Annotated in this window: 10 protein-coding genes; 7 read left to right on the plus strand and 3 right to left on the minus strand. The window is 71.8% G+C overall.

The features are described from left to right. Positions 1-18: 18 nt before the first annotated feature. From CBQ26_RS07875 to CBQ26_RS07885, 3 genes are read left to right on the plus strand one after another with little or no spacing between them, the layout of a single operon-like run. A complete protein-coding gene (locus CBQ26_RS07875; RefSeq protein WP_088248096.1) occupies positions 19-2,160 on the plus strand; it encodes an Agd3-related carbohydrate-binding protein in 2,142 nt (713 codons plus the stop codon). A 2-nt stretch (positions 2,161-2,162) separates the two neighbouring features. After that, on the plus strand, positions 2,163-2,954 hold the full coding sequence (locus CBQ26_RS07880) for an endo alpha-1,4 polygalactosaminidase (protein WP_244898001.1): 792 nt from the start codon (positions 2,163-2,165) through the stop codon (positions 2,952-2,954). Further along, positions 2,939-3,859, plus strand: a complete 921-nt coding sequence (locus CBQ26_RS07885; protein ID WP_244898002.1) for an MJ1477/TM1410 family putative glycoside hydrolase — start codon at positions 2,939-2,941, stop codon at positions 3,857-3,859. Before CBQ26_RS07880 ends, CBQ26_RS07885 begins: the two co-directional genes overlap by 16 nt. 145 nt (positions 3,860-4,004) lie before the next feature. On the opposite strand, the gene CBQ26_RS07890 is transcribed toward CBQ26_RS07885, so the two are convergent. Then, positions 4,005-5,255 (minus strand): MFS transporter, encoded by a 1,251-nt coding sequence (locus tag CBQ26_RS07890; protein ID WP_244898003.1) that lies wholly within the window; start codon positions 5,253-5,255, stop codon positions 4,005-4,007. Positions 5,256-5,367: 112 nt separating this feature from the next. On the opposite strand from CBQ26_RS07890, the gene CBQ26_RS07895 reads away from it, so the two are divergent. Further along, the gene (locus CBQ26_RS07895; protein ID WP_088248097.1) at positions 5,368-6,252 is read left to right on the plus strand and encodes an N-acetylglucosamine kinase; all 885 of its coding nucleotides are present in this window, start codon (positions 5,368-5,370) and stop codon (positions 6,250-6,252) included. A gap of 40 nt (positions 6,253-6,292) precedes the next feature. Here the strand turns inward: CBQ26_RS07895 and CBQ26_RS07900 are convergent, their stop codons facing one another. Both CBQ26_RS07900 and CBQ26_RS07905 read right to left on the minus strand, forming a co-directional pair. Then, on the minus strand, positions 6,293-7,420 hold the full coding sequence (locus CBQ26_RS07900) for an HD-GYP domain-containing protein (protein ID WP_229844217.1): 1,128 nt from the start codon (positions 7,418-7,420) through the stop codon (positions 6,293-6,295). Between the two features lie 107 nt (positions 7,421-7,527). Then, positions 7,528-8,493, minus strand: coding sequence for a sugar-binding transcriptional regulator (locus CBQ26_RS07905; protein WP_229844216.1), 966 nt, complete (start codon positions 8,491-8,493; stop codon positions 7,528-7,530). Positions 8,494-8,905: 412 nt separating this feature from the next. On the opposite strand from CBQ26_RS07905, the gene CBQ26_RS07910 reads away from it, so the two are divergent. From CBQ26_RS07910 to CBQ26_RS07920, 3 genes are all read left to right on the plus strand, one after another. Next, positions 8,906-9,736: an MIP/aquaporin family protein gene (locus CBQ26_RS07910; protein WP_088248100.1), complete on the plus strand. Its 831-nt coding sequence runs from the start codon at positions 8,906-8,908 to the stop codon at positions 9,734-9,736. A 68-nt stretch (positions 9,737-9,804) separates the two neighbouring features. Further along, complete coding sequence (gene glpK, locus CBQ26_RS07915; protein WP_088248101.1) at positions 9,805-11,304, plus strand: glycerol kinase GlpK; 1,500 nt, start codon at positions 9,805-9,807, stop codon at positions 11,302-11,304. Between the two features lie 341 nt (positions 11,305-11,645). Further along, complete coding sequence (locus CBQ26_RS07920; RefSeq protein ID WP_088248102.1) at positions 11,646-13,214, plus strand: glycerol-3-phosphate dehydrogenase/oxidase; 1,569 nt, start codon at positions 11,646-11,648, stop codon at positions 13,212-13,214. The last annotated feature ends 69 nt before the right edge of the window (positions 13,215-13,283 follow it).

Consider the following 13,283-nt stretch of genomic DNA (forward strand, 5'->3'; position numbering starts at 1 on the left):
TTCCCCCAGGAGTTTCCCATGAACCGACGCACTGCGGCTCCCACGCTGGCCCTGACCCTCCTGACCCTGACCCTCGCCGCCTGCGGCCGCCCTGCCGCGCCAGCCACGCCCGCCCCCACCGAAGACCCCGCCTCCGGGAACGTCACGGACACCGTCAGTCACGGCGAGCACTCGCTGGCCGCGCCTGGACCGGACCGGTCCCGCCTGCCCGGCGGCGCGGCCCTGGGTCCGGCGACCGTCACGCCCGGCCTGCGGGTGCAGGCGCTCCCGGCGAACGTGCAGCCCGACCGGGTGGCCCTGAAGGTCCTGGTCCTCAGCAGCGGGCCCGGCGATTACGGCGTCGGCGCGGCCCGCGCGCTGCTCGACCAGTCCGGCATTCCCCACGACGTGCTGGACGCGAGCCGCGCGCCCCTGACCATGGACACCCTGATCGCCCCGGACGGCAGCGGGCGCTACCAGGGCGTCGTCCTGACCGACGGGGCGCTGATCATGAATCCCGGCGACGGCACGTACCCGAGCGCGCTCGACAGCGCCGAGTGGGCCGCGCTGTTCGAGTACGAACGGACCTTCCGGGTGCGGCAACTGACGCTGTACGGCGCGCCCGGCACCGTCCCGGAAGATTACGGCCTGCGGTACGTGCCGGGCGCCGAGACGTCCACGACCTCGCTGCGCCTGAACGCCGACGGGCAGGGCGTGTTCGGCGACCTGAAAACCGCCGCGATTCCCATCCTGTACGCGTACACCTACCCGTCCGCGTTGCAGGGCGTGCCGGGCGTGACCACCCAGGTGCTCGCCACCGACCCGGCCGGGCGGGTGCTGGCCGCCACGAGCACCAGCGCCGACGGGCGCGAACGCCTGATCCTGACCAGCGCCCAGAACGCCGCGCTGCTGCACTCGCAGCTGCTGGGGCGCGGGCTGGCGCAGTGGCTGACGCGCGGCGTGCACCTCGGCGAGCACCGCCGGTTCCTGCAGGTGGACATCGACGACGTGTTCATCGCCGGGGATCACCTGACCAGCAACCTGACCCTGACCACGCCGTTCCGGCTGTCGGGCACGGACCTGCTGAACGTCCGCGCGCAGCAGGACCGCCTGCGCGGCAGTTACCCGGCCGCGCCGAACTTCCGGTACGCGCTGATGTTCAACGGGGGCGGCGCGAACACCGGCGTTCCCACGCTGTGCAGCAACCTGCCGTGGCTGACCCGCGACCTGCTCAGCAGCGTCGCCCGCTGCCTGAACACCCAGTTCGACTGGGTCAACCACACCCTGGACCACCCGCGCATGGACGTCATGCCGCTCTCCACCGCCGACGCGCAGATCCGCGACAACCTGACGGTCGGCACGAAACTGGGCCTGAGGATGAGCCGCGCGTCCCTCGTGACCGGCGAGCACAGCGGCCTGGGGTTCATGGACCCGAACGACGACGGCACCCGCAACGAGGAGGACGCCGGCCCCAAACAGGACCTGGGGCTGACCCGCAGCAACCCGAACCTGCTGTCGGCCGCACTCGGGAACGGCGTGACGTTCCTGGCGTCGGACCACAGTGTCGCCAGCCACCGGGACGCGCAGTGCCCCAGTTGCGGCGTGCCCCACCCGCTCCGCCCGGAGCTGTTCCTGGTGCCGCGCTGGCCGAACGGCGTGGCGTACCACGTGACCACGCCCGACGAGGCGACCGCCTTCTACAACAGCCTGTACGGGCCGGGCGGCCGCTTCCCGTACTGGGACCGCAACCTGACGTACGCGGAATTCCTGGACCGCGAGAGCGACCAGGGGCTCTCGCACGTCCTGAGCGGCGCGGCGTTCCCGCATTTCATGCACCAGCCGAACCTGCGGCAGTACGCGGGCGGCAAGAGCCTCTCGACCGACTGGGTGCAGGCCACGCTCGCCAAGTACAGCACCTACAGCACCCTGCCGCTGAACACCCTGCGCTGGGACGATCTGGGCGCTCACGTCCGGCGGCACACGGCCGAACTGAAGGCCCGCGCCGCCGGCACCCTGAGCGGCACGTGGAACCGCGCCGCCGGGACCGTCCGCCTGACCAGCAGCGCCGGCACGGTGCCCGTCACACTGACCGGGGCGAGCAGCGGCGCGCTCTACGGCGGGGTCCGGACCGCCCGCTACGACCTGAGCGGCAGTCTCGACGTGCCGGTCACGCCCCGCTGAACGTGGGCGTTCCCGTCCCGACCCTGGAGGGCCGCGCCGCCCTGGCGGTGTACTACGGCCCTCCCGGTCCGGCCGCGCTGCAGGCGCTGGGCCGGCACGCCTGCGTGGCCGTGCAGGCGGGCCTGTACAGCGGCGCGCAGCTGCAGTCGCTGCGGCGCGGCACGCGCGTGCTGGGGTACCTCAGCGTGGGAGAGGACCACCCGCTGGGTACCTGGCCCTGCACGCCCGGCAGCGCCCCGTACCACCGGCAGGTGAACCCCGCGTGGGGCAGCGTGGCCGTGGACGTCCGGCATCCGCAGTGGCGGCGGGCGCTGCTGGACCGGGCCGCGCGGGCGCTGGCGCACACGGACGGACTGCTGCTCGACACCCTCGACGGCAGCGACCCGCCCGGCACGCGGGCGCTGCTGGGCGCGCTGCGCGCCCGCTGGCCGCACGTGACCCTGATCGCCAACCGGGGGTTCACGCTGCTGCCGGAACTGGCCTCGCTGGTGGACGGCGTGCTGATCGAGGCGTTCAGCACCACCCATACGCCCGTTCCGGCGCTGCACCCGCCGGACGGACTGGCGTACACCGCCCACTGGCTGGGCGAACTGCGCCGCCACGGCCTGCCGGTGACGGCGCTGGACTACGCGGACACGCCGGCGCTCGCGGCCGCCGCGCATGCCCGCGCCGCCGCCTGCGGCCTGACCACCTTCGTCACCGACCGCGCCCTCTCCCGCCCCACCGACCTGTCCGCGCCCACACCGGGCGGAGCGGTCCCGCTTCCCGGAGGCCAGCCGTGCGCCCGCACCTGATCGGCCCGCTGCTGACGGGTGTGCTGCTGAGCGGCTGCGCGGCAGGGTCCGGCAGCGCGGCCGACCGCACCGTGCCCGGCACCGACGCCACCCGGCACTCCCGCCTGCTCGGGGCACGGACCTGGGGGTACCAGCTCACCGGGTACGGCCCGGCGCGGCTGGGACCGGTCGCGGCGTCCGGGTTCGATCTGGTGGTCGTGGACGCCGCAGACGACAGCGGCGCGCCGTGGCCACCGGCCGAGCTGCGCGCCGCGCGCCACCGGACCGGTCAGCCGGACCGCTTGCTCCTCGGATACCTGAGCATCGGCGCGGCCGAGAACTACCGCCCGTACTGGCAGGCCGGGTGGACCCAGCGCCCACCCGAATGGCTGCTCGGCGAGGCCCCGGACTGGCCCGGAAATTACGACGTGGCGTACTGGCATCCCCAGTGGCAGACGACCGCGCTGGGCAGCCTGGACCGCCTGATGGACTCCGGGTTCGATGGGGTCTACCTCGATCTCGTGGACGCCTTCGAACGTCACCCAGACCGGGCGGGGGCGCGCGACCAGATGGTCGCCTGGGTGTGCCGCGTCGCCGCGCACGCCCGCGCCCGCGACCCACAGTTCCTGATCGTGCCGCAGAACGCCCCGGACCTGATCCGCGAGGCGCGTTACGGGCCGTGCGTGGACGCCCTGGGGCACGAGGAGACGTTCATGTACGCCATGAACACACCCACCGAACCCGGCCGGCAGTCGCAGCTGCTGGCCGAATTCGCCCGCTGGAAGACCCAGGGCAAACCAGTGTTCACCGTCGATTACGCAGACCGGAAGGCGCTGATCGGGCCGCTGTACGCCCGCGCCCGCGCCGCCGGACTGATCCCCTACGTGACCGTGCGGGCAGCGGACGTCCTGACACCCGGCCGCTGATACGGACTGCTGTTTGTTTCGCCGGCAATCCGGCACTTCACCGCCCCTGCCGGCTCCACGCCCGGAGGGGCGCGTTGCTCCCACCCGCCTCGCTCGCACTCAGCGGGCTTTACAGCCCATTCAATCGGAGTCCGTATGAGTCACCCTACCCGCGTCCGCCGCCGATGCGGGCAGCGTCCGGATGGCGGCCCAGGCGGGTCATGGCCCAGGCGCCCAGCAGCGGCCCGGCGGCCAGCACAGCGAACACGGCGGGCCAGCCGGCGGCGCCTGCCAGGACCGGGACCAGCGCGATGCTCAGGGCGGTCAGCGTGAAGCCGAGCGCGAGCTGCGCGGTGAGGGCCGTGCCGGTGTAGGCGGGGTCGGCGATCTCGCTGACGACCGTGCTGAACTGCGCGCTGTCCGCGATGATCCAGAAGCCCCAGAACACGCTGACGGTCAGCAGCAGCGCCGGGCCGGCGCCGGCCCAGCTGAGCGCGGCGAGCAGCAGCGCCGCGCCGCCCGACAGGAGCATCGCCAGGACCGTGAGGCGCACCCGGCCCCAGCGGTCCCCGAGGACGCCGCCCAGCACGCAGCCGAGCGCACCGACCCCGACGACGAGCGCCGTGGCGAGCGGGGCCTGCGTGGCGGCGCCGGGGCCGCTCAGGACGCCCGCGAAGTACACGCCGAACCAGGTCCACAGGGCGTACAGTTCCCACATGTGCCCCAGGTACCCGAGGGTGGCGAGGCCCACGCCGCCGCGCGTGACGGACTGCCAGGCCTGCGCGGGCCGGAACGCGGCGGGCGGCGCGGCGCGCGGGCCGGGCGGGACGGTCAGGGCGAGCGCGCCGCCCAGCGCGGCCAGCAGGCTGGTCACGGCGATCACGCTGCGCCAGTCCGCGCCGCCCAGGCCGTTGACGAGGTGCGGGAGCGACCCGCCGAGCGTCAGGGCGCCCACCATGATGCCCAGCGCCAGTCCGCGCCCGCGCGTGAAGTGGACGCTCATGAGTTTCAGCGTGACCGGGTACACCAGCGCCAGGGCCGCGCCGGTCAGGGCGCGCAGGCCGGTACCGGCCAGGGCGCCGGGGGCGATCAGCAGCGCGGCGTTCGCGGCGGCGGCCACCAGGGACCCCAGCGCGATCAGGGTGCGGGGGGGCGCGCGGTCCGGGAGGTTCAGGGCGGCGCTCAGGACCGCGCCGGCCACGAAGCCCAGCTGCACGGCCAGCGTCAGCCATGCCGAGGCGCCCTCGCTGACCGTCCACTCGGCGCGCAGCTGTCCGATCACGGCGGCGGCCGAGAACCACGGGGACATGCTCAGCACGACCGACGTGGCCAGCAGCGTCAGCGCCGCCCAGCGCCGGTCGGCGGGCTGCGCCGGGCCGGGGGCGCGGACATCGTGACGGGCGCGGTCTGAGGGCACGTTCCCGACCGTAGCACGGGGGGAATGCACCCGGTCCAGCGCTCCGGCGGCGCCGGGAGGCGGGCCGGGATGTCACAATGCCTGCGATGCAACGTTGTTTCATGGTGATTCCTTGACGCGCTCTCCCCTGCTGCTGGGTCTGGATGCCGGTGGCAGCGGCACCAAGTGGACGCTGGTGCGCGCCGGGCAGTCGGTCGCGTCCGGGCGGACCGCGCCGTTCACGGCGGCTCTGCTGGGCACGCCAGCCGGTGACGCGGCCCTGGCGGAACTGGGCGCGGCGCTGCCCGGCCGGCCTGACGCGGCGCACGCGGGCGTGCCGGGCCTGAGTGCCGGCAGTGACCGCGCGGCGCAGGTCGCGGCGGCCCTGGCCGGCACCCTGCGGGTGGACGCCGCGCACCTGAGCCTGGAGGGTGACCTGGACCTCGCGTACCGCTCGCACCTGTCGCCCGGCGCGGGCGTGCTCCTGTATGCCGGGACCGGCAGCGTGGCGTACCACGTGGGCCGCGCCGGCGAGGTCGTGCGGGCCGGCGGGCGCGGGTACCGGATCGGGGATGACGGGGCGGGCTTCAGTCTGGGCCGCGCGGCGCTGCGGGTCCTGACCGCCGCGATCGACCGGGGTCAGGAACCCGACTCACCACTGGCGCGCGAGGTGAGGGCCGTCACGGGCGGCACCGACTGGGACACCCTGCGAAGCTTCACGTATGGGGATCCGGGTGCGTCGGCGGTGGCGCGGCTCGCGCCGGCCGTATCCCGCGCGGCCGAGGCGGGCGACGCCGAAGCCTCCCACCTGATCGAGGAGGCCGCGCAGTCCCTGGCGGAATTGGCGCGGCGCGTGCAGGAGCAGGCTGGGCCGCTGCCGGTCACGGCGACTGGAGGGGCGCTGCGCTCGCCGCTGCTGGCCGCCGCGCTCGGCCGGGCGTTGCCGGGCGTCAACGTGCAGCAGCGGGATCACGCCGAGGCAGCCGCGCGGTACGCCGGCGCGCAGTTCGGCGGCTGAGTGCCGGCAGTCCTGGTCAGGCCTGCCGGGAGAGCGGGCCTCAGTCGGCCACCGTCTCGGTCAGCGCGATAAAGGTCTCAACCAGTTCTGGATCGAACTGAACGCCGGACAGGCGGCGAAGTTCCTCTGCCGTCTGTGCGTGCGTCCAGGCTGACCGGTACGGCCGGTCACTGGTCAGGGCGTCATAGACGTCACACAGGGCAAACAGGCGACCTTCGGAACTGATCTGCTCCCCGGCGAGACCGCGGGGGTAACCGCCACCGTCCCAGCGTTCATGATGATCCTGAATGAGGGCCATGGCCCCGGCGGGCAGGAAGTTCAGGGCCTGCGCGAACCTGACCCCAGCATCCACATGCGATCGCATGACGGTCCATTCCTCGGGGCTCAGACGGCCGGGTTTCAGCAGAACCGCGTCCGGAATGGCGATCTTGCCGATGTCATGCAGGTAAGCGCCCCAGCGCAGCGGCTCGCAGGCGGCGGCGGTCCAGCCGAGGCGACGGGCGAAACGCATGGCGAGTTCGGTGACACGGTCCGTGTGCCCCTGTGTTTCCCGGTCCCGCGCCTCGAGCGCCAGCCCCAGGGCGCGCAGGGCGGCCTCACGGGCGGCGCGGGCTTCCTCCTCAGCGGCCAGTCGGCCTGCCAGCGCCGCGACGGTGCCGCACACCACGCTGAACAGCGTGGCCTCCTGCGTCTGCCAGACGTGCGGTTCGAAGGTGTGCATCAGGAACGCACCCAGCAGCCGGCCGTCCGCGCTCCGGACGGGGGCGGCGGCGACACTGGCGACGCCCAGTTCCGGGAAGCCCTGCGTTTCCGGGCTGCGGCGCGTATCGTCGAAGAACAGCGGGGCCTGCGCGCGTTCCAGGGCGCGCATCAGGGGCGTGTCGGCCGGCAGGCCGTGAGCGGCGACGGCCTGCATTCCAGCTGTCTGCGGCATGGCACCCGTGGCGGCGCGCACGCTGTACGTCAGGGCGCGCGTATCGGTCTGGAAGTAGGCCGATCCCACTGCGGCCGTGTCGTTCACGAGTTTTTCCAGGGTGGGAGTGACGCCCCCGGCCAGGTCCGGTGAGGCCAGCGCCGCTGCCGTGAGGCCCAGCAGATCCCGCGCCGCCGCGTCGCGGTTCATGGTGCTCGCTGGTGCGTTGTCCAGGATGCTCAGAGAAGTGTCCACACTTCAGCTTACTGGCTGGCTCTGCCGTCGCCTGAGAACAATCCGTGACATGCCCCATCCCCTAAGGGGAGGGGCTTGCGCGGCTCTTTCGGTCAGGCCGGGAGGGTTCAGCCGGGCAGGCCGTGCAGCAGAGCGTGCGCGGTGGGTTCGTCCACGACCAGGGTCCGCATCAGGCCGCCGGCCAGCGCGCCGCGCAGCGCCCCCACCTTGCCCAGACCGCTGACCACGCAGATGGACTGCGAGGCGCGGGCGATCAGGCTCAGGTCCGGGCCGCTGCTGCGGGCGTTCATGGGGATCCCGCCGAAGGTGCCGTCGGCGCGGTAGAAGACGGTGGCGATGTCGCCCGCCACGCCCTGCTCCGCCAGGGTCTGCTGGTCCGCCGGGTCGAGGTACCCGGCGACGTACACGTGACTGGGCAGCTTCGCGTCGGCCGCGCCGACCGAGTACACCAGCACGTCCGCCCGTTCCTGCAGTTCCAGGACGTGCCGGACGCTGCGTTCCCGCCACATGGCCTGCTTGGTCAGCGGATCGTCGAAGAAGGTCGGCACCGGGAACAGATGCGCGCGGGCGCCGTAATTCCCGGCGAAGCGGGTGACGGTGTCGGTCACGAAACCGCTCATGAAGTCGCGGGCGCTGGCGCTGCCGTTCAGCTGCACGAACTCCAGGTCCGGAACGTGGCGGGGCGTGAGGTGGCGGGACACGGCGTCCAGCGTGGTCCCCCACGCCAGCCCGACCGTCTGCCCGGCCCGCAACGTCTGCCCCAGCAGCGTGGCCGCCGCGACCGAGACGCGCTCGAGCCACACCGACTCGCTGCTGCCCGGCGGCACGCGGATCACGTGCGGTGTCAGGAACGGGTAGGTGGCGCGCAGCTGCGCCTCCAGGCTCTGCGGCTGTGCCTGCGGGTCGTGGATGCGGATCTCGACCAGTCCGGTCCGGCGGGCGTGCGAGAGCAGGCGGGAGACTTTCGGGCGGGACAGACCGAGTTCCCGCGCGATGGCGTCGGTGGTCAGGCCCTGGACGTAGTACAGGCGGGCGACCTGCGCGGCCTGGGTGTCCGTGGTGACGTCGTTCACGCCCGGCAGCATACGCGTCCTGAGGCGCGTTGAGCCGGATGCCCTTCCGGATCTGATACGGACTCCGATTGAATGGGCTGCAAAGCCCGTCGGGTCCGAACGGATGCGACTCGTAGAGCTGCTCCGTAGAGTGGGAGAGAAGCGCCCCTCCGGACGTGGAGCTGACAAACCGGCGATGTTCCGGGTTGTCGGCGAAACAAACGGCAGTCCGTATGATCCGTCACCCGTCCCTTGAACGTCTGTTCATAACGGCTTGACATCTGTTCAATGTCCGGGGAAGATGGCTGCATCAACAACCCACCCGCGGTGACAGTCCGCGTCCCAGAGCGTGTTCTGCACGTGGCGACCCCATGTCGTCACAGGACGCGCTCCGGGAAGGCGGGCCGCCCTGACCGCACCCGGAGGAACACGTATGACATTCAAGGCTTCTCAGGAATTCATGGCCGAGCTGCTCGGCACACTGGTCCTCATCCTGTTCGGATGCGGGGTCGTCGCCATGGTGGTGCTGTTCCAGTCCACCGACCCGGCCATTCCCGGCCAGATCGTGAACGGCGGGTACACGAACATCACGCTCGGCTGGGGCTTCGCGGTCCTGATGGGCATCTTCATCTCCGGGACCATCAGCGGCGCGCACCTGAACCCGGCCGTCACCATCGCCCTGGCCGTCACTGGCCGCTTCCCCTGGGCCAAGGCGCCGCACTACTTCGCCGGGCAGTTCCTCGGCGCGTTCCTGGGCGCCGCCATCGTCTTCGCCGTCTACCACGCCAAGTGGCTGGGCTTCGACCCGCAACTCGACAACACGACCGGCATCTTCAGCACCTTCCCGGCGGTGCCCGGCTTCTGGCCCGGCTTCATCGACCAGGTGGTGGGCACCGCGCTGCTCATGGCCCTGATCCTCGCCATCGGCGACAAGCTGAACAACCCGGCCGGGGCGGCCTGGGGCGCGCTGGCCGTGGCGTTCGTGGTCATGGCGGTCGGCATGAGCTTCGGCGGCATGCACGGCTACGCCATCAACCCGGCCCGCGACCTGGGGCCGCGCCTGTTCGCCCTGGTCGCCGGGTTCCGCAACACCGGCTTCGAGAACGGCGTGTGGCTGGTGCCCGTGATCGGCCCGGTCGTCGGCGCGGTCATCGGCGCGCTGATCTACGATACGTTCATCGGCAAACCCCTGCTGCGGGCCGGCGAAGCCCACCAGGGCATCCAGGGCGCCGACCCCGCCTACAACGCGGACACCCGCCGCTAGACACCCGCCGTCCCGCACGCGGCCCTCGCCCCTCTCAGGCTCTCAGCCGAACCTCACAGGAGTCCAGCATGAGCAAATTCATCCTCGCCCTCGACCAGGGCACCACCAGCAGCCGCGCCATCGTGTTCGATCAGGACGCCAACATCGTCCGCACCGCGCAGAAGGAATTCCGGCAGATCTTCCCCCGCCCCGGCTGGGTCGAGCACGACGCCAGCGAGATCTGGAGCACCCAGATCGGCGTGGCGCAGGAAGCCATCAGCGGGGCGGGCCTGAAGGCCAGCGACATCGCCGCCATCGGCATCACCAACCAGCGCGAGACGGTGGTCGTGTGGGACCGCGCGACCGGCAAGCCCATCCACAACGCCATCGTGTGGCAGGACCGCCGCACCGCCAGCGAGTGCGACGCCCTGCGCGCCGCCGGCCGCGCCGAGATGATCCAGCAGAAGACCGGCCTGCTGATCGACGCGTACTTCAGCGGCACCAAGGTCAAGTGGATTCTGGACCACGTGGACGGCGCCCGTGAACGCGCCGAGCGCGGCGAACTGGCCTTCGGGACGGTGGATTCCTGGCTGATCTTCAACCTGACCGGCGGCGAGCTGCACATCACGGACGCCACCAACGCCAGCCGCACGCTGCTGTACAACATTCATACCGGCGACTGGGACGACGAACTGCTGGCCCTGCTGAACGTGCCGCGCGCCCTGCTGCCCGAGGTCCGTAACTCCTCGGAAGTGTACGGCGAGACGGCCGAGGGCCTGCTGGGCGCACGCGTGAAGATCGCCGGGATCGCCGGCGACCAGCAGGCCGCGACCTTCGGGCAGGCCTGCCTGGAGCGCGGTATGGCGAAGAACACCTACGGCACCGGCTGCTTCATGCTGATGAACACCGCGCAGGAAGCCGTTCCCAGCCAGAACAAGCTGCTGACCACCGTCGCGTGGCAGTTGGAAGGCCAGCGCACCTACGCGCTGGAAGGTTCGGTGTTCGTGGCGGGCGCCGTGGTTCAGTGGCTGCGCGACGGGCTGGGCATCATCCGCTCCAGCACCGAGGTCGAGGCGCTGGCGACCAGCGTGCCGGACAGTGACGGCGTGTTCCTGGTACCGGCCTTCGTCGGGCTGGGCGCACCGTACTGGGACAGCTACGCGCGCGGCACCATGGTGGGCCTGACGCGCGGCACGACCGCCGCGCACATTGCCCGCGCGGCCCTGGAGAGCATCGCCTTCCAATCGGCGGAGCTGCTGGACGCCATGCAGCAGGACAGCGGCGCGCCCCTCAAGGAACTGCGCGTGGACGGCGGGGCCAGCAACAACAACCTGATGATGCAGTTCCAGGCGGACATCCTGGGCGTGCCGGTGGTCCGTCCGAAGGTCACGGAGACGACCGCGCTGGGCGCCGCCTACCTGGCGGGTCTGGCGGTCGGGTATTGGAATGGCACGGACGACATCACCCGCCAGTGGCAGGTGGACCGCACCTTCGAGCCGCAGATGCAGGCGGACGAGCGTGCGCGCCTGATGCGCCGCTGGCGCAAGGCGGTCGAGCGCAGCCGCGAGTGGGCCGAAGCCGACAGCTGAGCCGGTTCCGCGCTACGTCGCCCTGACCCCGATCCCGGATCGCCACCCACCAGCGGTCCGGGATCGTCGTTCCGGGAGCGGGTCATGACCGCAGGCTCCCCGGTCCGTCGCTAAGCACACCACCGGGTCTGCCCACTGCCTGCCGAAGGCCGCAGAGGCCGCACGAAGGCAGAGGGAACGTCCGAAGAAATGATGTAGGCAGCCCCACTGAACAAACGTTCCGAGTGTGAGAACATGCGTTCAAAAGAGGGCAGGAGGGTCCCCTGGAGTGGCCTACGCCCTCCACTGCATTCTCCGGCTCGCAGCGCCACAGCTTCCCACTCCAGAAAGAAGGTTCGACCATGACCACACACCGCATCACCGATCCCCGTACTGCCGCCCTGCACGCCGCCACCGCCGATCAGACCTGGGACCTGCTGGTCATCGGGGGCGGCGCGTCGGGCCTGGGAACGGCCGTCGAGGCGGCCACACGCGGCTATAGCGTGCTGCTGCTCGAATCGCACGATTACGCCAAGGGCACCAGCAGCCGCTCGACCAAACTGGTGCACGGCGGCGTGCGGTACCTCGCGCAGGGGAACGTGTCCCTGGTGCGCGAGGCGCTGCACGAGCGCGGCCTGCTCAAGCAGAACGCGCCCCATCTGGTGCACGACCTGGGGTTCCTGATCGCTGCCTACAAGTGGTGGGCGGCGCCCTTCTACGGCATCGGCCTGAAGATGTACGACCTGCTGGCCGGGAAACTGAACCTGAAAGCCAGCCGCTACGTGAACCGGGCGCAGGCGCTGGAACGCACGCCCACGCTGAAGAAGGCGGCCCTCAAGGGCGGCATCCTGTACTTCGACGGGCAGTTCGACGACGCGCGGCTGGCCATCACGCTGCTGCGCACGCTGGAGGATCACGGCGGCGTGGCCCTGAACCACGCGCCGGTCGTGGGCCTGATCAAGGACGGCGGCAGGGTCACGGGCGCCCGCTTCCGTGACCTGGAGACCGGGCAGGAGCACGCGGTGCGCGCGCGGGCCGTCGTGAACGCCACGGGCGTGTTCGTGGACGACGTGCGCCGCATGGAGAACCCGGCCGTCAAGCCCATGCTCTCGCCCAGTCAGGGCGTGCATGTGGTCGTGGACCGCCGCTTCCTGCCGGGCGACAGCGCCGTCATGGTGCCCCGCACCGACGACGGCCGCGTGCTGTTCGCCGTTCCCTGGCACGACCACGTGGTGATCGGCACGACCGACACGCCCCTGCCCGAGACGAACGTGGAACCCCGCGCGCTGCCCGAGGAGGTCGAGTTCATCCTGAAGACGGCCGCGCAGTACCTGGACCCGGCCCCCACCCGCGCGGACGTGCGCAGCGTGTACGCCGGGCTGCGTCCGCTGGTGAAGGCCGCCGAGGGCACCGACACCAAGAGCCTGTCGCGTGATCACGTGATCCGCATCAGCGACGGCGGCCTGATCACCCTGACCGGCGGCAAGTGGACCACGTACCGCCGGATGGGCGAGGACACCGTGAACCGCGCCGCCGCACAGGCCGGACTGCCGCAGCGCCTGAGCCTCACGGCGGGCCTGAAACTGCACGGGGCGGCCGCGCCCGACACGCATCTCGCGGATCACTGGCAGGTGTACGGCACGGACGCCGCGCACATCCGGGCGCTGCCCGGCGCGGACACGCCGCTGCACCCGGAGTTGCCGTACACCGAGGCCGAAGTCCGCTGGGCCGCCCGCGCCGAGCAGGCCCGCACCGCTGAGGACGTGCTGTCGCGCCGCCTGCGTGCGCTGCTGTTGAACGCGCGGGCCAGCATCGAGGCCGCGCCGCGCGTGGTCGCCATCCTGGCCGAGGAACTCGGACGGGACGCCGCCTGGGAGGCCGCGCAGGTGCAGACGTACACGGAACTGGCCGGCGGGTATGTCCTGAACTGACCGCCAGCCTCACAGCGAATTCATGGTTGCGCCTGGGTAGCACACGGCAGCACAGCGGCGGATTCCGGC

Origin of the sequence: Deinococcus indicus (genome assembly GCF_002198095.1) — a bacterium.
GTDB classification, from domain to species: Bacteria; Deinococcota; Deinococci; order Deinococcales; family Deinococcaceae; genus Deinococcus; species Deinococcus caeni.